Consider the following 20,899-nt stretch of genomic DNA (forward strand, 5'->3'; position numbering starts at 1 on the left):
CTCGCAAAATTAGTGACGCTAAAATTAGAAGCGGTAGTGCGAGAAAGCCTTGTTGGCTTCAGCCATACGGTGCACGTCTTCACGCTTCTTAACTGCAGCACCTTTGCCTTCAGCAGCGTCCAACAGTTCGCCAGCCAAACGCAGAGCCATAGACTTCTCGCCACGCTTACGGGCGAAGTCTACCAACCAGCGCATTGCCAGAGCGTTACGACGGGACGGACGAACTTCGACCGGAACCTGGTAAGTAGCACCGCCTACACGGCGCGACTTTACTTCGACCAGCGGAGCGATGGCGTCGAGAGCTTTCTCGAAGATTTCCAGGGGGTCGCTGTTCTTGCGTTCTTTAACCTTTTCCAGCGCGCCATAAACGATACGCTCGGCAACGGCTTTCTTGCCGCTTTCCATCACGTGGTTCATGAACTTGGCCAGAATCTGGCTGCCGTATTTTGGATCGTCAAGCACTTCGCGCTTGGCTGCTACGCGTCTTCTTGGCATGGATAAGCCCTCAAACGGTCTTCAGGTTCGCTCGGAATCGGTGCCCTTTCGGGACGCCTCCGACCTTACTCTTATCGACTCAGAAAAATAGAAAATCAGTTCTTACAAAAAGCCACTACTACTTAGGCTTCTTGGTACCGTACTTCGAACGACCCTGGTTACGACCTTTAACGCCGGAAGTATCCAAAGAGCCGCGAACGGTGTGGTAACGAACACCTGGCAAGTCTTTTACACGGCCGCCACGGATCAGTACGACGCTGTGCTCTTGCAGGTTGTGGCCTTCACCGCCGATGTACGAGGAAACCTCGAAACCGTTGGTCAGACGCACACGGCATACTTTACGCAGTGCCGAGTTAGGTTTTTTCGGCGTGGTGGTATACACACGGGTGCATACGCCACGACGTTGCGGGCAGTTCTGCAGCGCAGGTACGTCGGATTTCTCGACGATACGCTTACGCGGCTGACGTACCAGCTGGTTGATAGTTGCCATCTACTAGCTCCACTGTTGTCTTGCGACGCTATTGTCTTGCAAGAAAAGCAAAATGGCAGGAACGAATTCCCGCCAAATTTAGGGGTACAAGAGTCTAAAGAGGATCTTGTCCCCAGTCAAGGCAAGGCCCCGACCTCCCCGCTCATCCAACCTCGACAAATTGTCTCGATTCGATGAACGGAACGGCCAGGGCCTTACGCTCATTTACCGCAGAACTCAGTTACCGCTCGAGTTCAGCGCTTCGGTCAGTGCAGCTTCCACTTCACTGGCGCTTACGCGCAACGGTTTGTCAGCGTCACGGCGGCGCTTACGCTCGCTGTGATAAGCCAGACCGGTACCCGCCGGGATCAGACGACCCACGACCACGTTTTCTTTCAGGCCGCGCAGGTAATCGCGCTTGCCGGTTACCGCCGCTTCGGTCAGTACGCGAGTGGTTTCCTGGAAGGAAGCCGCCGAGATGAACGATTCGGTGGACAACGACGCCTTGGTGATACCCAACAGCACGCGAGTGAACTTGGAAACGAATTTCTCGTCGCCAGCCAGACGCTCGTTCTCTACCAGAACGTGAGTCAATTCCATCTGGTCGCCCTTGATGAAACTGGAATCGCCGGATTCAGCGATTTCAACTTTACGCAGCATCTGACGCAGGATGGTCTCGATGTGCTTGTCGTTGATCTTCACGCCTTGCAGACGGTAAACGTCCTGGATCTCGTTCACGATGTACTTGGCCAGCGCACTCACACCCAACAGACGCAGGATGTCGTGTGGATCGCTCGGGCCGTCGGAGATAACTTCGCCGCGGTTTACCTGTTCGCCTTCGAAGACGTTCAGGTGACGCCACTTCGGAATCAGCTCTTCGTACGGATCGCTACCGTCGTTCGGGGTAATAACCAGACGGCGCTTGCCTTTGGTCTCTTTACCGAACGCGATGGTGCCGCTGACTTCAGCCAGAATCGAGGCTTCTTTCGGACGACGGGCTTCGAACAAGTCGGCAACACGCGGCAGACCACCGGTGATGTCACGGGTCTTCGAAGTCTCTTGCGGAATACGAGCGATAACATCACCGATCGCAATTTTCGCACCATCCGCAACACCGACCAAGGCGTTGGCTGGCAGGAAGTACTGAGCGATAACGTCAGTGCCTGGCAGCAACAGATCCTTGCCGTTGTCATCAACCATCTTCACAGCAGGGCGGATATCTTTACCGGCAGCTGGACGGTCTTTGGCATCGAGCACTTCAATGTTGGTCATACCGGTCAATTCGTCAGTCTGACGCTTGATCGTGATGCCTTCTTCCATGCCCACGTAGGTCACGGTACCTTTCATTTCGGTAACGATTGGGTGAGTGTGCGGATCCCACTTGGCCACGATTGCGCCAGCGTCGACCTTGTCACCTTCTTTAACCGAAATCACAGCACCGTACGGCAGCTTGTAACGCTCGCGCTCACGACCGAAGTCATCAGCGATTGCCAGCTCACCGGAACGGGACACAGCAACCAGGCAGCCATCCACTCGCTCAACGTGCTTCAGGTTGTGCAGACGGACGGTACCGCCATTCTTCACCTGAACACTGTCGGCTGCGGAGGTCCGGCTTGCCGCACCACCGATGTGGAACGTACGCATGGTCAGCTGGGTACCCGGCTCACCGATGGACTGGGCAGCGATAACGCCGACCGCTTCACCGATGTTCACCTGGTGACCACGAGCCAGGTCACGGCCGTAGCACTTGGCGCAAATGCCGTAGCGGGTTTCGCAGCTGATCGGCGAACGCACGATCACTTCGTCGATGCTGTTCAGCTCGATGAACTCGACCCACTTCTCGTCTACCAACGTACCGGCTGGAACGATGATTTCTTCGGTACCTGGCTTGAACACGTCACGGGCAATGACACGACCCAATACGCGCTCACCCAACGGCTCAACAACGTCACCGCCTTCAATGTGCGGAGTCATTACCAGGCCATGTTCGGTGCCGCAATCGATCTCGGTCACAACCAGATCCTGCGCCACGTCTACCAGACGACGAGTCAGGTAACCGGAGTTCGCAGTTTTCAACGCGGTATCCGCCAAACCTTTACGAGCACCGTGAGTGGAGATGAAGTACTGAAGTACGCTCAAACCTTCACGGAAGTTCGCAGTAATCGGCGTTTCAATGATGGAACCGTCCGGCTTGGCCATCAGGCCACGCATACCGGCGAGCTGACGGATCTGTGCAGCAGAACCCCGTGCGCCCGAGTCGGCCATCATGTACATCGAGTTGAACGATTCCTGGTCGACTTCGACGCCATGACGGTCGATGACTTTCTCTTTCGAGAGGTTGGCCATCATCGCCTTGGAAACTTCGTCGTTCGCCTTGGACCAAAGGTCGATCACTTTGTTGTACTTCTCGCCCTGGGTTACCAGGCCGGAGGCGTACTGACTTTCGATCTCTTTCACTTCGTCGGTAGCAGCACCGATGATGCGGGCTTTTTCATCCGGGATAACGAAGTCGTTAACACCGATGGAAACGCCGGAAATGGTCGAATAGGCAAAACCGGTGTACATCAACTGGTCAGCGAAGATCACGGTCTCTTTCAAACCAACCACGCGGTAGCACTGGTTGATCAGCTTGGAGATCGCCTTTTTCTTCATCGGCTGGTTGACGACGTCGTACGACAGGCCAGGTGGAACAACCTGGAACAACAGCGCACGGCCGACAGTGGTGTCGACGATACGGGTGTTCTTGACGCTGCCACCGTCACGATCGTTAACGGTTTCGTTGATCCGCACTTTAACCTTGGCGTGCAGTGCGGCTTCGCCGGCACGGAACACACGGTCAACTTCCTGCAGATCCGCGAACACACGACCTTCGCCTTTGGCGTTGATCGCTTCACGAGTCATGTAGTACAGACCCAATACAACGTCCTGCGACGGAACGATGATTGGCTCACCGTTGGCTGGCGACAGAATGTTGTTGGTCGACATCATCAACGCACGCGCTTCCAACTGAGCTTCCAGTGTCAGCGGTACGTGCACGGCCATTTGGTCGCCGTCGAAGTCGGCGTTGTACGCGGCACAGACCAGAGGGTGCAGCTGGATAGCCTTACCTTCGATCAGTACCGGTTCAAACGCCTGGATACCCAGACGGTGAAGGGTCGGTGCACGGTTGAGGAGAACCGGGTGTTCGCGAATTACTTCAGCGAGAACATCCCAAACCTCTGGCAGTTCGCGCTCGACCATCTTCTTGGCAGCTTTGATGGTGGTAGCGAGACCACGCATTTCCAGCTTGCCGAAAATGAACGGCTTGAACAGTTCGAGAGCCATTTTCTTCGGCAGACCGCACTGGTGCAGACGCAGGGTCGGACCTACGGTAATTACCGAACGACCGGAGTAGTCAACACGCTTACCGAGCAAGTTCTGACGGAAACGACCCTGCTTACCCTTGATCATGTCAGCCAGGGATTTCAGAGGACGCTTGTTGGAACCGGTGATAGCGCGGCCACGACGACCGTTGTCGAGCAGTGCGTCGACGGCTTCCTGCAACATACGCTTTTCGTTGCGCACGATGATGTCCGGAGCGGACAGATCGAGCAGACGCTTCAAGCGGTTGTTACGGTTGATCACTCGACGATATAGATCGTTGAGGTCGGAAGTCGCGAAGCGACCGCCATCCAGCGGGACCAGTGGACGCAGATCTGGCGGCAGAACCGGCAGAACGGTCAGCACCATCCATTCTGGAAGGTTGCCGGAACCCTGGAAGGCTTCCATCAACTTCAGACGCTTGGACAGCTTCTTGATTTTGGTTTCGGAGTTGGTTTGCGGAATTTCTTCGCGCAGACGGCCAATCTCGTGCTCCAGGTCGATAGCGTGCAGCAGTTCACGGACAGCTTCGGCACCCATACGGGCATCGAAATCGTCGCCGAACTCTTCCAGCGCTTCGAAGTACTGCTCGTCGTTCAGCAGCTGACCTTTTTCAAGGGTGGTCATGCCTGGATCGATAACGACATAGCTCTCGAAGTAGAGAACGCGTTCGATATCACGCAGGGTCATGTCCATCAGCAAGCCGATACGCGACGGCAGCGATTTCAGGAACCAGATGTGGGCAACTGGCGAGGCCAGCTCGATGTGCGCCATGCGCTCACGACGAACTTTGGCCAGCGCGACTTCAACACCGCACTTCTCGCAGATCACACCACGGTGCTTCAAGCGCTTGTACTTACCGCACAGGCACTCGTAATCCTTTACCGGGCCAAAGATCTTGGCGCAGAACAGGCCGTCACGCTCTGGTTTGAACGTACGGTAGTTGATGGTTTCCGGCTTTTTAACTTCACCGAACGACCACGAACGGATCATCTCAGGCGATGCCAATCCAATACGGATGGCGTCGAACTCTTCGACTTGACCCTGGTTTTTCAGCAAATTCAGTAGGTCTTTCAAGGCCTTTCCTCCTGGCGGAGCAGAGAGCGGGCAATCCTGCCCCGCTCTCGATTCGCGTCACGTGTTATTCGGTTTCCAGATCGATATCGATGCCGAGGGAACGAATTTCCTTGATCAACACGTTGAAGGACTCGGGCATGCCCGGCTCCATACGGTGATCGCCATCCACGATGTTTTTGTACATCTTGGTACGGCCGTTCACATCGTCCGACTTCACTGTGAGCATTTCTTGCAGAGTGTAAGCAGCACCGTATGCTTCCAGTGCCCAGACCTCCATCTCCCCGAAACGCTGACCACCGAACTGCGCCTTACCACCCAGCGGCTGCTGGGTAACCAGGCTGTACGAACCGGTAGAACGAGCGTGCATCTTGTCGTCTACCAAGTGGTTCAGCTTCAGCATGTACATGTAGCCAACAGTAACCGGGCGCTCGAACTTGTTGCCGGTACGGCCGTCGGTCAGCTGCATCTGGCCGCTTTCTGGCAAGTCTGCCAGTTTCAGCATGGCCTTGATTTCGCTTTCCTTGGCACCGTCGAACACTGGAGTGGCCATTGGAACGCCGCCACGCAGGTTCTTCGCCAGATCCAGGATTTCCTGGTCGGAGAAGCTATCCAGATCTTCGTTACGACCGCCGATCTGGTTGTAGATCTCGTCGAGGAATTTACGAAGCTCGGCGACTTTGCGCTGCTCTTCGATCATCCGGTTGATCTTCTCGCCCAGACCTTTGGCTGCGAGGCCCAGGTGGGTTTCAAGGATCTGACCAACGTTCATACGCGAAGGTACGCCCAACGGGTTGAGGACGACGTCGACCGGGGTGCCATTGGCATCGTGCGGCATGTCTTCAACCGGCATGATCACGGAGACCACACCTTTGTTACCGTGACGACCGGCCATCTTGTCGCCCGGCTGGATGCGGCGACGGATTGCCAGGTAAACCTTGACGATTTTCAGCACGCCTGGAGCCAGGTCATCGCCCTGCTGCAGTTTGCGCTTCTTGTCTTCGAACTTGTCGTCCAGCAGACGGCGGCGATCAACGATGTAGGCCTGAGCCTTCTCGAGCTGCTCGTTCAGAGCATCTTCAGCCATGCGCAGTTTGAACCACTGACCATGCTCAAGACCGTCGAGAACTTCGTCGGTGATGTCCTGACCTTTCTTCAGGCCGGCGCCGCCTTCGGCTTTGTGGCCGACCAGAGCGGAACGCAGACGTTCGAAAGTGGCGCCTTCAACGATACGGAACTCTTCGTTCAGGTCCTTGCGGATCTCGTCGAGTTGAGTCTTCTCGATCGACAGTGCACGAGCATCACGCTCGACGCCGTCGCGGGTGAAGACCTGTACGTCGATGACAGTACCCTTGGTGCCGGTAGGCACGCGCAGGGAGGTGTCTTTAACGTCGCTGGCTTTTTCACCGAAGATGGCACGCAGCAGTTTTTCTTCCGGAGTCAGCTGGGTCTCGCCTTTCGGAGTGACCTTACCAACCAGGATGTCGCCTGCGCCAACTTCAGCACCTACGTAAACGATACCGGCTTCGTCCAGCTTGTTCAGTGCAGCTTCACCCACGTTCGGGATGTCTGCAGTGATTTCCTCTGGTCCAAGCTTGGTGTCACGTGCCACACAGGTCAGTTCCTGAATGTGGATCGTGGTGAAGCGGTCTTCCTGAACCACACGCTCGGACAGGCAGATGGAGTCTTCGAAGTTGAAGCCGTTCCACGCCATGAACGCGATGCGCATGTTCTGACCCAGAGCCAGTTCACCCATGTCGGTGGACGGACCGTCGGCCATGATGTCGCTACGCTGAACCCGATCACCTTTACGCACCAGCGGACGCTGGTTGATGCAGGTGTTCTGGTTGGAGCGGGTGTACTTGGTCAGGTTGTAGATGTCGACACCAGCTTCGCCGGTTTCAACTTCGTCATCAGCAACACGAACCACGATACGGCTGGCGTCGACGGAATCGATCACGCCGCCACGACGAGCCACGACGCAAACGCCGGAGTCACGGGCTACGTTACGCTCCATGCCAGTACCGACCAGCGGCTTGTCAGCGCGCAGGGTTGGTACAGCTTGACGCTGCATGTTCGAACCCATCAACGCACGGTTGGCGTCATCGTGCTCGAGGAACGGGATCAGCGACGCTGCAACCGAAACTACCTGCTTCGGCGATACGTCCATCAAGGTGACGTCTTCCGGCGCCTTGACGGTGAACTCGTTCAAGTGACGAACAGCTACCAACTCGTCGATCAGGACTTTCTTGTCGTTCATCGTGGCCGAAGCCTGAGCGATCACGTGGTCAGCTTCTTCGATGGCAGACAGGAACACGATCTCGTCGGTGACCAGAGCGTCTTTCACCACACGGTACGGGCTCTCGAGGAAGCCGTACTGGTTGGTGCGCGCATAAGCGGCCAGGGAGTTGATCAGACCGATGTTCGGACCTTCCGGCGTTTCAATCGGGCATACACGACCGTAGTGAGTCGGGTGTACGTCACGAACTTCAAAGCCAGCACGCTCACGAGTCAAACCGCCAGGGCCGAGTGCAGACACACGACGCTTGTGGGTGATCTCGGACAGCGGGTTGTTCTGGTCCATGAACTGGGAAAGCTGGCTGGAACCGAAGAACTCTTTCACCGCCGCAGCCACTGGCTTGGCGTTGATCAGGTCTTGCGGCATCAGGCCTTCGCTTTCAGCCATCGACAGACGCTCTTTGACCGCACGCTCAACACGTACCAGGCCAACGCGGAACTGGTTCTCGGCCATTTCGCCTACGCAGCGAACACGACGGTTACCCAGGTGGTCGATGTCATCGACGATGCCTTTACCGTTACGGATGTCGACCAGAGTCTTCAGAACCGCGACGATGTCTTCTTTGCACAACACGCCCGAACCTTCGATTTCGGTACGACCGATACGACGGTTGAACTTCATCCGGCCGACCGCAGACAGGTCGTAGCGCTCAGGGCTGAAGAACAGGTTGTTGAACAGAGTCTCGGCAGCGTCTTTGGTTGGCGGCTCGCCTGGACGCATCATGCGATAGATCTCGACCAGCGCTTCCAATTGGTTGCTGGTGGAGTCGATCTTCAGGGTGTCGGAGACGAACGGACCGCAGTCGATATCGTTGGTGTACAGAGTTTCGATGCGAACAACCTGGGCCTTGGCGACTTTCGCCAGGATCTCGGTGTTCAGCTCGGTGTTGCACTCTGCCAGGATTTCGCCGGTTGCCGGATGCACGATGGCCTTGGCGGTAGTGCGACCCAGGACGTAGTCCAGAGGCACTTCCAGGGTCTTGAGACCGGCTTTTTCGATCTGGTTGATGTGGCGCGCAGTAATACGGCGACCTGCCTCAACGATGACCTTGCCCTTCTCGTCCTGAATATCAAGTACAGCGATTTCACCACGCAGACGCGAAGCAATCAGTTCCAGACTGAGGGTTTCGCCGCTCAGGTGGAAAACGTTGGTGGTGTAGAACGCGTCGAGCACTTCTTCAGTGGTATAGCCGAGCGCGCGCAGCAGTACCGATGCAGGCAGCTTGCGACGACGGTCGATACGCACGAACACGCAGTCTTTCGGGTCGAACTCGAAGTCCAGCCACGAACCGCGGTAAGGAATGATGCGCGCGGAGTACAGCAGTTTACCGGAGCTGTGCGTCTTGCCACGGTCGTGGTCGAAGAACACGCCCGGGGAACGGTGCAGCTGGGAAACGATTACACGCTCGGTACCGTTGATTACGAAGGTACCGTTCTCAGTCATCAGGGGGATTTCACCCATGTAGACTTCTTGCTCTTTAATGTCCTTGATCGCTTTGTTCGACGATTCTTTGTCGAAAATGATCAGGCGCACTTTTACCCGCAAAGGTACGGCGTAAGTTACACCGCGCAATACGCATTCTTTGACATCAAATGCCGGTTCGCCCAGGCGATAACCGACGTACTCCAGCGCAGCATTGCCGGAGTAGCTGATGATCGGGAAAACGGATTTGAAGGCCGCATGCAGGCCCACGTCGCGGAACTGATCTTTAGTCGCTCCCGCTTGCAAGAATTCACGATACGAATCCAGCTGGATGGCCAGGAGGTACGGCACATCCATGACGTCCGGCAACTTGCTAAAGTCCTTGCGGATACGTTTTTTCTCAGTATATGAGTAAGCCATCAGCGTTCCCCAGCTTGGTCACCTGCTTGTTTGGCCCCTCCCGACGGGAGCAGCCAGAAAATCGTGCAAACCCCATGGTTTGCGCCACCGCATCGGGTGGTTACAGCTCGTTACCAGCACCGACCCAGTCGGCTGCCAATAACGGAAAAAGGCCGGTGGCAAGAGCCACCAGCCATCAGCCTTTCGCTTAACGCTCGGGCTGGAGGAGCAAAGTCGATGCTTACTTCAGCTCGACTTTGGCGCCTGCTTCTTCCAGAGTGGCTTTGGCTTTGTCAGCTGCGTCTTTCGAAACAGCTTCCAGAACCATGCCCGGAGCGCCGTCAACTACAGCCTTGGCTTCTTTCAAGCCCAGACCGGTCAGCTCACGTACTGCCTTGATCACGTTAACTTTCTTCTCGCCAGCTTCCAGCAGCATGACGTTGAATTCAGTTTGTTCTTCAACAACAGCAGCGACAGCAGCTGGACCAGCGGAAGCAGCGGCAGCAGAAACGCCGAACTTCTCTTCCATGGCCTTGATCAGCTCAACGATTTCCAGAACGGATTTTTCGCCGATTGCTTCGATGATTTGGTCGTTAGTCAGAGACATGACTATAAATTCCTGTATTGGGGTGACAGCCTACGCGGCCATCGAAATAAACAATAAACGCTGAAAGGTGTCGCTCAGCCTTAGGCTGCAGCGGCTTCTTTCTGGTCGCGAAGAGCCGCCAGAGTACGAGCCAATTTGCTGGTTGCGCCTTGAATCACGCTCATCAGCTGAGAAATTGCTTCGTCACGGGTCGGCAGGCTTGCCAGTACGTCGATCTGATTAGCCGCGAGGAACTTGCCCTCGAACGCAGCTGCCTTGATCTCGAACTTATCCTGACCTTTTGCGAACTCTTTGAAGATACGGGCAGCAGCACCCGGATGTTCTTTGGAGAATGCAATCAAGGTCGGGCCGGTGAACACGTCGTTGAGCACGTCATATTGAGTGCCAGCAACGGCGCGCTTGAGCAGGGTGTTACGTACAACACGTACGTAAACGCCAGCTTCACGAGCCTCTTTACGGAGTCCGGTCATAGCGCCTACTGTTACGCCACGGGCATCAGCCACGACAGCGGACAGAGCAACTTGGGCAGCCTTGTTGACTTCAGCGACGATGGCCTTCTTGTCTTCAAGTTTAATTGCCACGGGAAAAACTCCTGCTTGTTACCGTTTCATCCAACCGAGGCCAGATGTCGTTTTGGTGTCTGATTCGGTAAGGAACCGGGAGCACCATCTGCGTAGGCTTGTGGTTTAAGACTTGCGTCGCCTACGGTCTTGGATAGCCCCCGCCAGGCAGGGACCCCAATCTTTCAATTGGCGCAATCACTTGCGCCAATCTGTGTCTTACGCGTCGAGCGAGCCTTGGTCGATGACCAGACCTGGACCCATGGTGGTGCTCAGGGTAACGCGCTTGACATAAATACCTTTCGAGGAAGCTGGCTTGATACGCTTCAGATCAGCGATCAGGGCTTCAACGTTTTCCTTCAGCTTGACGGCATCAAAGCCGACTTTGCCAACGGAGGTGTGAATGATGCCGTTTTTGTCGGTGCGATAACGAACCTGACCAGCCTTGGCGTTTTTAACCGCGGTGGCTACGTCTGGCGTTACGGTGCCGACTTTAGGGTTAGGCATCAGGCCACGTGGGCCCAGGATCTGACCCAACTGACCCACAACGCGCATGGCATCCGGGGATGCGATAACGACGTCATAGTTCAGGTCGCCGCCTTTCATTTCGGCAGCCAGGTCGTCCATACCTACACGGTCAGCGCCGGCAGCCAGAGCGGCCTCAGCAGCTGGACCCTGGGTGAACACAGCTACGCGAACGGTCTTGCCAGTGCCGTGTGGCAGCACAGTAGCGCTACGAACAACCTGGTCAGATTTACGCGGGTCAACACCCAGGTTCACAGCAACGTCGAACGACTCGCTGAACTTGACAGTCGACAGCTCAGCCAGCAGAGCAGCAGCGTCTACAAAGTTGTAGGACTTGCCTGCTTCGATTTTGCCGGCGATAGCCTTTTGACGCTTGGTCAACTTAGCCATTACACACCCTCCACGTTAAGGCCCATGCTACGAGCAGAACCGGCGATAGTACGCACGGCTGCGTCCATATCAGCTGCAGTCAGATCCGCGTTTTTGGTTTTCGCGATTTCTTCCAGCTGAGCACGGGTCACGGTGCCAACCTTAACGGTGTTCGGACGAGCGGAACCGCTAGTCAGACCGGCCGCCTTCTTCAGCAGAACCGAAGCAGGGGTGGATTTGGTTTCGAAAGTGAAGCTACGGTCGCTGTAGACAGTGATGATCACTGGAGTCGGCAGACCTGGCTCAATACCCTGAGTACGGGCGTTGAAAGCCTTGCAGAATTCCATGATGTTCACGCCGTGCTGACCCAAAGCAGGACCAACAGGTGGGCTTGGGTTAGCCTGAGCGGCCTTCACTTGCAGCTTGATGTAAGCGGTAATCTTCTTGGCCATGAGGCACTCCAATTACGGGTTCGAACGCCTCGAAAGGCTCCCCGGTTACTTGCGCGTTTATCCCAGTGACGACAAAACCCCACAGCCTAGGGCTGCGGGGTTGGGATGCTTGCTCAGCTAGACCTTTTCGACCTGGCTGAACTCTAACTCTACCGGAGTAGAGCGACCGAAAATGAGCACTGCCACTTGGATCCGGCTCTTTTCGTAGTTAACTTCTTCGACCGTACCGGTGAAATCGGCAAACGGACCGTCATTGACACGTACCGACTCACCTGGCTCGAACAACGTCTTCGGCTTCGGCTTGTCGCTACCATCAGCAACGCGACGCAGAATCGCTTCTGCCTCTTTATCTGTGATCGGTGCAGGCTTATCAGCGGTACCGCCGATGAAACCCATCACCCGAGGAGTATCCTTGACCAAGTGCCAAGTACCCTCGTTCATGTCCATCTGAACCAGCACATAACCTGGGAAGAACTTGCGCTCGCTTTTGCGTTTCTGGCCATTACGCATTTCAACCACTTCTTCAGTGGGAACCAGAATTTCGCCAAAGCCATCTTCCATGCCAGCCAGCTTTACGCGCTCTACTAACGAGCGCATGACATGCTTCTCGTAACCGGAGTAAGCATGCACAACGTACCAACGCTTAGCCACGGGACACCCTTAGCCGACAATCAAGGAAACAAGCCAGCCGAGCAGGGAATCAAGCCCCCACAACAGCAACGCCATAACCAGAACAACAGCCACAACGATCAACGTGGTCTGCGTGGTTTCTTGGCGAGTTGGCCATACGACTTTACGAATCTCAGTGCGCGCTTCCTTAACCAGTACAAAGAAAGACTTGCCCTTGACTGTCTGCAGGCCTACAAAGGCAGCTACAGCAGCAATGGCGAGCAATGCAAGTACGCGGTACAGGATCGGCGAAGCAGAGTAATACTGATTGCCAACAACGCCAACAATCACCAAAGCGACTACTACTAGCCACTTGAGCAGATCGAAGCGAGAGCCTTGAGCTTCAGCTTTAGGAGTCATCTATGAAGATCCTGTGAAAAGAAAGCCAGACACACCAAGTGAATCTGGCAGGTCAGGAGGGAATCGAACCCCCAACCTACGGTTTTGGAGACCGTCGCTCTGCCAATTGAGCTACTGACCTAAAACAAAATCAGGCCGACCATTATGCCGGCCCGAAAAAGACATTACAACAATTTACTCGATAACTTTGGCTACGACACCAGCACCGACGGTACGACCGCCTTCACGGATAGCGAAACGCAAGCCATCTTCCATCGCGATAGTTTTGATCAGAGTGACAGTCATCTGAATATTGTCACCTGGCATCACCATTTCAACGCCTTCTGGCAATTCGCAGTTACCAGTCACATCAGTAGTACGGAAGTAGAACTGTGGACGGTAACCTTTGAAGAACGGGGTATGACGCCCACCCTCCTCCTTGCTCAGAACGTAAACCTCAGCAGTGAACTTGGTATGCGGCTTGACGGTGCCTGGCTTGACCAGAACCTGGCCACGCTCAACATCATCACGCTTGGTACCGCGCAGCAGAACGCCGCAGTTCTCGCCAGCACGACCTTCGTCGAGCAGCTTGCGGAACATCTCAACACCAGTGCAAGTAGTTTTGACAGTGTCACGCAGACCAACAATCTCAACTTCTTCCTGAATGCGGACAATGCCACGCTCAACACGACCAGTCACAACAGTGCCGCGACCGGAGATCGAGAACACATCCTCGATCGGCATCAGGAACGGCTTATCAATAGCACGCTCAGGCTGCGGAATATAAGTATCCAGAGTCTCGACCAACTTCTTGACGGCAGTAGTACCCATCTCGTTGTCGTCTTGACCATTCAACGCCATCAGCGCCGAACCGATGATGATCGGAGTGTCGTCACCCGGGAAGTCGTAAGTGCTCAGCAAATCGCGCACTTCCATCTCAACCAGCTCCAGCAGCTCAGCGTCGTCAACCATGTCAGCCTTGTTCAGGAAGACAACGATGTACGGAACGCCAACCTGACGGGACAACAGAATGTGCTCACGAGTTTGCGGCATCGGACCATCAGCGGCCGAGCAAACCAGGATAGCACCATCCATCTGAGCAGCACCGGTAATCATGTTCTTTACGTAGTCGGCATGACCTGGGCAGTCCACATGTGCGTAGTGACGCACGGCCGAATCGTATTCAACGTGAGCAGTGTTAATGGTGATACCACGTGCTTTTTCTTCTGGGGCGCTATCGATCTTGTCGAAATCAACCTTTGCCGAACCGAACACTTCGGAGCAGACACGGGTCAGCGCAGCGGTCAGGGTAGTTTTACCATGGTCGACGTGACCAATGGTGCCTACGTTGACGTGCGGCTTATTACGTTCGAACTTTTCCTTAGCCATCGAAGCAACCCCCAGCAGAAAAATTAAGCAGTAATACCAACCATTAAAACAAAGGCAGATATTTTCATATCTGCCTTGTTATATGGAGCTCTTGAGCGGATTTGAACCGCTGACCTCACCCTTACCAAGGGTGTGCTCTACCAACTGAGCTACAAGAGCGTAACGCTTTGCAGGACCTGCGAACTTGGAGCGGGTAGCGGGAATCGAACCCGCATCATCAGCTTGGAAGGCTGAGGTTCTACCACTAAACTATACCCGCGGAGCTTGCAGCTCTCGCTAAAAATGGTGGAGGGGGAAGGATTCGAACCTTCGAAGTCGTAGACGTCAGATTTACAGTCTGATCCCTTTGGCCGCTCGGGAACCCCTCCTAAGCGAGCCGGCATTCTATATCATGCCGACCTTCTGTCAAGCATTTTCTCATTAAAAACCTGAGGTTAGCTGCGTTGACACCGCCTTGCACCGTTGACCGCTAAAGGTCTTCACTGCGAAGCGGGCGCCATTCTATGCAAACTATTCCGCAGGCGCAACCCCCTCGCAGGGCATTATTTTATGTTTTAACTCATTGAAATCTTTGGAAAGGTTTAGCAGCTGAAGATCATCCACTAAACGCCGGCTTTCGGGCGCTATGCGGACCCAGTAACCCACCGAATCTGAAGAGTCTTTCGGCAAGGATTGAAACCTGATTTCCATCCCGCTCAATCGTCGCTCAGCAGCTTGCACGGTCTCTTGACGAGTGAAGCCACCCAAATAGAGACATCCACTGCCCACTGATGCCGACTTCCCTTTCTCACGAGCCGTATCAGTCGCCTCGCTCAACAAGCGAATGTCCTGCTGCGATCCTCGATACAAACTCAAAGGCGTTACATCTTTCGCACGCAGCGGCGCCTCTTGTTGATGCCAGATGTAATAGAAGACATTGAGCACAAGCAGCAAAAGGAACAACCAACGCATAAAAACCTCAAGACAAAGGACATGCCATCGCCAGACCTACAAACACCAGGTCTGGAACCCGCCTGGCATCAGGTACGATTTCAGAGACGAGCGCTGCATCACCTCCGGTGAGAAATACAGCAAAATCTTCCCCCCAATAACCACGCGCCATTTCCAGCTGAGTCAGGACGAAGCCCCTCAACATAAGCGAACATCCTCGCTCAACCGCCTCGACCGTTGTGCGGCCAGGAGCAAGGCTTTCCAGCGCGCGCTCGGCAGCAATATCGCCATAGCGAATCTTGCGGGTATGGGTTCGTAACTGGTTGCGCATCAAAGGCATGCCTGGGCAAATAAACCCGCCAAGATGCTCTCCATCTCCCGCAATGAAGTCAGCAGTCACAGCGGTGCCAAAATCGAGCACCAGGCATGCTCCTGCGGCCAGGTTAAATCCACCGAGCATCGCCAGCCAGCGATCAAGCCCCAACCGCTCGAACTCCTCGTATCCATTTCGCACACCAGCCATTTCACGCGCCGGCGCCGCGCATATCGCGGACACAGAGAACGCTTTCGCCAGAAGAGATGTCAACGCCGCAGTCTCTTCGGTCGTTCTGACGCTGACCAGCCGGCACTGTTTGAGGGCCAGCCCTTCAAGCCTGTTCAGGCTTTCCAGCAATGCGAGATCCGAATCCACCACGCCCTCACCAAACACCCGTTTGGCATCCGCATGGAGAACACGCCACTTTATGAAACTGTTTCCGCAGTCGAGCTCAAGAATCATCACGCAACCTCAGGCTGAGCTCACCACCACTAAATACTTTTTCCACACCATTTACCTTCAAGCGCAAGGCACCCTGACTGTCGACACCCAACACCTCACCATCTATCTGGCTAACTCCAGCAATCAGCGTGACTTCGCGCCCGTGCCAAAGGTGGTTCTGTTCCCATTCCCGCTGGATGGCGGAAAAACCATCGACCTGATGGCGAGCCAGATACTTCTGAAGCATCAATCCTAAATGCGCGACGAGGTGATTGCGATCAAACATCCTGCCCGCCTCCAGCCGCATGGATGTCCACTGCTGATCAATCTCATCGGTCGCCTGCATGTTCACATTAATTCCAACACCCAGCACCACATGACACACATCAGCAGGATCACCCACCAACTCGAGCAATATCCCGGCAATCTTTTTCTGGCCAACCAAAACATCGTTTGGCCACTTCAACCCCGCGCCCGGAATGCCGAGATCTCTCAAGGCTTGCATAACAGCAAGCCCAACCACAAGACTCAGCCCTTCAAGCTGACGCATACCACCTTCGATGCGTAATACGAGACTGTAATAGATGTTTTCCGCGAAAGGACTGGCCCAATTTCGTCCACGCCGGCCGCGCCCCGCAGTCTGCCGCTCGGAAAGCACCAAAAAGGGCGCGGCCTGGCCACGCTCAATTGCGCGCAGAGCTTCAGCGTTAGTAGAGTCAATTGAGTGGAAGAGCAGAATAGGCCAGCCACACGAGGGCGCCTGTTCTTTTATGTCGACAGGATCAAGCAGCGTCAATGGCGCAGCCAATTGATAACCACGACCGCGCACCTTGTGAATGGACAAGCCGAGCTCAGCCTCCAAATGCTGTAGCTGCTTCCATACCGCACTACGACTGATACCCAGGGCGATGCCCAGGGCCTGACCCGAATGGAACTTGCCATCCTTAAGAAGCTTTAACAACGTCAGCATGCAAGTCTCGCCTCACAATGAGGCCCGCATGATAGCCATGCCCCGAGCCGTTGCATAGAAACCCCGAGGGCTAGATTTCCTGCGGACAAAACAAAACCCCAACTGCTTTCGCAATTGGGGTTTCGGAATTTAATCTTGACGATGACCTACTCTCACATGGGGAAACCCCACACTACCATCGGCGATGCATCGTTTCACTGCTGAGTTCGGGATGGGATCAGGTGGTTCCAATGCTCTATGGTCGTCAAGAAATTCGGTAGCCAGGTCATGGGCCCTTGCGGGTTCACGCTCCAGCGAATGGGTATGTGACAGCTTGGTGTTTTGTGAGTATCTCGAACTTTCGGTTCGTTTCGTCTTCACACACCGCAATCTGGTGCCTTTTCAGGTCAGCAAATTGCTTGGGTGTTATATGGTCAAGCCTCACGGGCAATTAGTATTGGTTAGCTCAACGCCTCACAGCGCTTACACACCCAACCTATCAACGTCGTAGTCTTCGACGGCCCTTCAGGGGACTCAAGGTCCCAGTGAGATCTCATCTTGAGGCTAGTTTCCCGCTTAGATGCTTTCAGCGGTTATCTATTCCGAACATAGCTACCCGGCAATGCCACTGGCGTGACAACCGGAACACCAGAGGTTCGTCCACTCCGGTCCTCTCGTACTAGGAGCAGCCCCTCTCAAATCTCAAACGTCCACGGCAGATAGGGACCGAACTGTCTCACGACGTTCTAAACCCAGCTCGCGTACCACTTTAAATGGCGAACAGCCATACCCTTGGGACCGGCTTCAGCCCCAGGATGTGATGAGCCGACATCGAGGTGCCAAACACCGCCGTCGATATGAACTCTTGGGCGGTATCAGCCTGTTATCCCCGGAGTACCTTTTATCCGTTGAGCGATGGCCCTTCCATACAGAACCACCGGATCACTAAGACCTACTTTCGTACCTGCTCGACGTGTCTGTCTCGCAGTCAAGCGCGCTTTTGCCTTTATACTCTACGACCGATTTCCGACCGGTCTGAGCGCACCTTCGTACTCCTCCGTTACTCTTTAGGAGGAGACCGCCCCAGTCAAACTACCCACCATACACTGTCCTCGATCCGGATAACGGACCTGAGTTAGAACCTCAAAGTTGCCAGGGTGGTATTTCAAGGTTGGCTCCACGCGAACTGGCGTCCACGCTTCAAAGCCTCCCACCTATCCTACACAAGCAAATTCAAAGTCCAGTGCAAAGCTATAGTAAAGGTTCACGGGGTCTTTCCGTCTAGCCGCGGATACACTGCATCTTCACAGCGATTTCAATTTCACTGAGTCTCGGGTGGAGACAGCGCCGCCATCGTTACGCCATTCGTGCAGGTCGGAACTTACCCGACAAGGAATTTCGCTACCTTAGGACCGTTATAGTTACGGCCGCCGTTTACCGGGGCTTCGATCAAGAGCTTCGCGTTAGCTAACCCCATCAATTAACCTTCCGGCACCGGGCAGGCGTCACACCCTATACGTCCACTTTCGTGTTTGCAGAGTGCTGTGTTTTTAATAAACAGTCGCAGCGGCCTGGTATCTTCGACCGGCATGGGCTTACGCAGTAAATGCTTCACCCTCACCGGCGCACCTTCTCCCGAAGTTACGGTGCCATTTTGCCTAGTTCCTTCACCCGAGTTCTCTCAAGCGCCTTGGTATTCTCTACCCAACCACCTGTGTCGGTTTGGGGTACGGTTCCTGGTTACCTGAAGCTTAGAAGCTTTTCTTGGAAGCATGGCATCAACCACTTCGTGTTCTAAAAGAACACTCGTCATCAGCTCTCGGCCTTAGAATCCCGGATTTACCTAAGATTCCAGCCTACCACCTTAAACTTGGACAACCAACGCCAAGCTGGCCTAGCCTTCTCCGTCCCTCCATCGCAATAACCAGAAGTACAGGAATATTAACCTGTTTTCCATCGACTACGCTTTTCAGCCTCGCCTTAGGGACCGACTAACCCTGCGTCGATTAACGTTGCGCAGGAAACCTTGGTCTTTCGGCGTGGGTGTTTTTCACACCCATTGTCGTTACTCATGTCAGCATTCGCACTTCTGATACCTCCAGCAAGCTTCTCAACTCACCTTCACAGGCTTACAGAACGCTCCTCTACCGCATCACCTAAGTGATACCCGTAGCTTCGGTGTATGGTTTGAGCCCCGTTACATCTTCCGCGCAGGCCGACTCGACTAGTGAGCTATTACGCTTTCTTTAAAGGGTGGCTGCTTCTAAGCCAACCTCCTAGCTGTCTAAGCCTTCCCACATCGTTTCCCACTTAACCATAACTTTGGGACCTTAGCTGACGGTCTGGGTTGTTTCCCTTTTCACGACGGACGTTAGCACCCGCCGTGTGTCTCCCATGCTCGGCACTTGTAGGTATTCGGAGTTTGCATCGGTTTGGTAAGTCGGGATGACCCCCTAGCCGAAACAGTGCTCTACCCCCTACAGTGATACATGAGGCGCTACCTAAATAGCTTTCGAGGAGAACCAGCTATCTCCGAGCTTGATTAGCCTTTCACTCCGATCCACAGGTCATCCGCTAACTTTTCAACGGTAGTCGGTTCGGTCCTCCAGTTAGTGTTACCCAACCTTCAACCTGCCCATGGATAGATCGCCCGGTTTCGGGTCTATTCCCAGCGACTAGACGCCCTATTAAGACTCGCTTTCGCTACGCCTCCCCTATTCGGTTAAGCTCGCCACTGAAAATAAGTCGCTGACCCATTATACAAAAGGTACGCAGTCACCCAACAAAGTGGGCTCCCACTGCTTGTACGCATACGGTTTCAGGATCTATTTCACTCCCCTCTCCGGGGTTCTTTTCGCCTTTCCCTCACGGTACTAGTTCACTATCGGTCAGTCAGTAGTATTTAGCCTTGGAGGATGGTCCCCCCATATTCAGACAAAGTTTCTCGTGCTCCGTCCTACTCGATTTCATGACTAAGAGATTTTCGCGTACAGGGCTATCACCCACTATGGCCGCACTTTCCAGAGCGTTCCGCTAATCTCAAAGCCACTTAAGGGCTAGTCCCCGTTCGCTCGCCACTACTAAGGGAATCTCGGTTGATTTCTTTTCCTCAGGGTACTTAGATGTTTCAGTTCCCCTGGTTCGCCTCTTAAGCCTATGTATTCAGCTTAAGATAACCATCTTATGATGGCTGGGTTCCCCCATTCAGACATCTCCGGATCAAAGTCTGTTTGCCGACTCCCCGAAGCTTTTCGCAGGCTACCACGTCTTTCATCGCCTCTGACTGCCAAGGCATCCACCGTATGCGCTTCTTCACTTGACCATATAACCCCAAGCAATCTGGTTATACTGTGAAGACGACATTCGCCGAAAATTCGATAATACTCAATTAAGAGCAACTCACAAATTTTACCTTAGCCTGATCCGTTACCAGTGAAAGTAACGTTCAGTCTATCTTTCTATCACATACCCAAATTTTTAAAGAACGATCTAATCCAAAGACTAGAAATCAACATTCACCATCATCACAATGGAATGCTCATTTCTAAGCTTTCAACAAACAGAAGCAGTAGTGGTGGAGCCAAACGGGATCGAACCGTTGACCTCCTGCGTGCAAGGCAGGCGCTCTCCCAGCTGAGCTATGGCCCCGTATTTCTACAGGTTCCCACACAAAATTGGTGGGTCTGGGCAGATTCGAACTGCCGACCTCACCCTTATCAGGGGTGCGCTCTAACCAACTGAGCTACAGACCCAATTTCGGGCTGCTTCTTTATCGTCTTCTTCAATGAATCAAGCAATTCGTGTGGGAACTTATGGAGCAGCTGATGTCGTCGAT

At 54.4% G+C, this 20,899-nt stretch carries 14 protein-coding genes, 6 tRNA genes and 2 rRNA genes; all 22 read right to left on the reverse strand.

Annotation, left to right across the window (positions count from 1 at the left end; all coding sequences use genetic code 11):
* Nucleotides 1–24 precede the first annotated feature (24 nt).
* Complete coding sequence (gene rpsG / locus ACA060_RS26035) at nucleotides 25–495, reverse strand: 30S ribosomal protein S7 (RefSeq protein ID WP_002555493.1); 471 nt, start codon at nucleotides 493–495, stop codon at nucleotides 25–27.
* A gap of 118 nt (nucleotides 496–613) precedes the next feature.
* Nucleotides 614–985 carry a 30S ribosomal protein S12 gene (gene rpsL / locus ACA060_RS26040; RefSeq protein WP_002555494.1) on the reverse strand — a complete coding sequence of 124 codons (372 nt, stop codon included), beginning with the start codon at nucleotides 983–985 and terminating at the stop codon, nucleotides 614–616.
* A gap of 216 nt (nucleotides 986–1,201) precedes the next feature.
* Entirely contained in the window at nucleotides 1,202–5,401 is a 4,200-nt protein-coding gene (rpoC, locus tag ACA060_RS26045) for a DNA-directed RNA polymerase subunit beta' (protein WP_007896632.1), read from the reverse strand.
* 64 nt (nucleotides 5,402–5,465) lie between these two features.
* On the reverse strand, nucleotides 5,466–9,539 hold the full coding sequence (gene rpoB, locus ACA060_RS26050) for a DNA-directed RNA polymerase subunit beta (RefSeq protein WP_497314027.1): 4,074 nt from the start codon (nucleotides 9,537–9,539) through the stop codon (nucleotides 5,466–5,468).
* Between the two features lie 220 nt (nucleotides 9,540–9,759).
* Complete coding sequence (gene rplL, locus ACA060_RS26055; RefSeq protein ID WP_010467258.1) at nucleotides 9,760–10,125, reverse strand: 50S ribosomal protein L7/L12; 366 nt, start codon at nucleotides 10,123–10,125, stop codon at nucleotides 9,760–9,762.
* A gap of 80 nt (nucleotides 10,126–10,205) precedes the next feature.
* A complete protein-coding gene (rplJ, locus tag ACA060_RS26060) occupies nucleotides 10,206–10,706 on the reverse strand; it encodes a 50S ribosomal protein L10 (RefSeq protein WP_010467255.1) in 501 nt (166 codons plus the stop codon).
* 198 nt (nucleotides 10,707–10,904) lie between these two features.
* A complete protein-coding gene (gene rplA, locus ACA060_RS26065; RefSeq protein ID WP_007896626.1) occupies nucleotides 10,905–11,600 on the reverse strand; it encodes a 50S ribosomal protein L1 in 696 nt (231 codons plus the stop codon).
* Complete coding sequence (gene rplK, locus ACA060_RS26070; RefSeq protein ID WP_003210097.1) at nucleotides 11,600–12,031, reverse strand: 50S ribosomal protein L11; 432 nt, start codon at nucleotides 12,029–12,031, stop codon at nucleotides 11,600–11,602. The genes rplA and rplK overlap by 1 nt, the downstream gene beginning before the upstream one ends.
* A 117-nt stretch (nucleotides 12,032–12,148) precedes the next feature.
* Complete coding sequence (nusG, locus tag ACA060_RS26075) at nucleotides 12,149–12,682, reverse strand: transcription termination/antitermination protein NusG (RefSeq protein ID WP_007896622.1); 534 nt, start codon at nucleotides 12,680–12,682, stop codon at nucleotides 12,149–12,151.
* A 9-nt stretch (nucleotides 12,683–12,691) separates the two neighbouring features.
* Complete coding sequence (secE, locus tag ACA060_RS26080) at nucleotides 12,692–13,060, reverse strand: preprotein translocase subunit SecE (RefSeq protein ID WP_131062048.1); 369 nt, start codon at nucleotides 13,058–13,060, stop codon at nucleotides 12,692–12,694.
* Between the two features lie 45 nt (nucleotides 13,061–13,105).
* Nucleotides 13,106–13,181 (reverse strand) — tRNA-Trp (locus ACA060_RS26085).
* 53 nt (nucleotides 13,182–13,234) lie between these two features.
* A complete protein-coding gene (gene tuf, locus ACA060_RS26090) occupies nucleotides 13,235–14,428 on the reverse strand; it encodes an elongation factor Tu (protein ID WP_010467251.1) in 1,194 nt (397 codons plus the stop codon).
* Between the two features lie 83 nt (nucleotides 14,429–14,511).
* A tRNA-Thr gene (locus ACA060_RS26095) sits at nucleotides 14,512–14,587 on the reverse strand.
* Between the two features lie 26 nt (nucleotides 14,588–14,613).
* Nucleotides 14,614–14,687, reverse strand: a tRNA-Gly gene (locus ACA060_RS26100).
* Between the two features lie 24 nt (nucleotides 14,688–14,711).
* Nucleotides 14,712–14,796, reverse strand: a tRNA-Tyr gene (locus ACA060_RS26105).
* 142 nt (nucleotides 14,797–14,938) lie between these two features.
* Complete coding sequence (locus ACA060_RS26110; RefSeq protein WP_497314029.1) at nucleotides 14,939–15,379, reverse strand: hypothetical protein; 441 nt, start codon at nucleotides 15,377–15,379, stop codon at nucleotides 14,939–14,941.
* A 7-nt stretch (nucleotides 15,380–15,386) separates the two neighbouring features.
* Entirely contained in the window at nucleotides 15,387–16,136 is a 750-nt protein-coding gene (locus ACA060_RS26115) for a pantothenate kinase (RefSeq protein WP_109635262.1), read from the reverse strand.
* Nucleotides 16,126–17,085, reverse strand: a complete 960-nt coding sequence (gene birA / locus ACA060_RS26120; RefSeq protein ID WP_497314031.1) for a bifunctional biotin--[acetyl-CoA-carboxylase] ligase/biotin operon repressor BirA — start codon at nucleotides 17,083–17,085, stop codon at nucleotides 16,126–16,128. Before birA ends, ACA060_RS26115 begins: the two co-directional genes overlap by 11 nt.
* A 133-nt stretch (nucleotides 17,086–17,218) precedes the next feature.
* Nucleotides 17,219–17,334 (reverse strand): 5S ribosomal RNA (gene rrf, locus ACA060_RS26125).
* 160 nt (nucleotides 17,335–17,494) lie between these two features.
* Nucleotides 17,495–20,386 (reverse strand): 23S ribosomal RNA (locus tag ACA060_RS26130).
* Nucleotides 20,387–20,636: 250 nt separating this feature from the next.
* Nucleotides 20,637–20,712, reverse strand: a tRNA-Ala gene (locus tag ACA060_RS26135).
* Between the two features lie 27 nt (nucleotides 20,713–20,739).
* A tRNA-Ile gene (locus tag ACA060_RS26140) sits at nucleotides 20,740–20,816 on the reverse strand.
* Nucleotides 20,817–20,899 lie beyond the last annotated feature (83 nt).

The organism is Pseudomonas sp. LBUM1671, assembly GCF_059695685.1.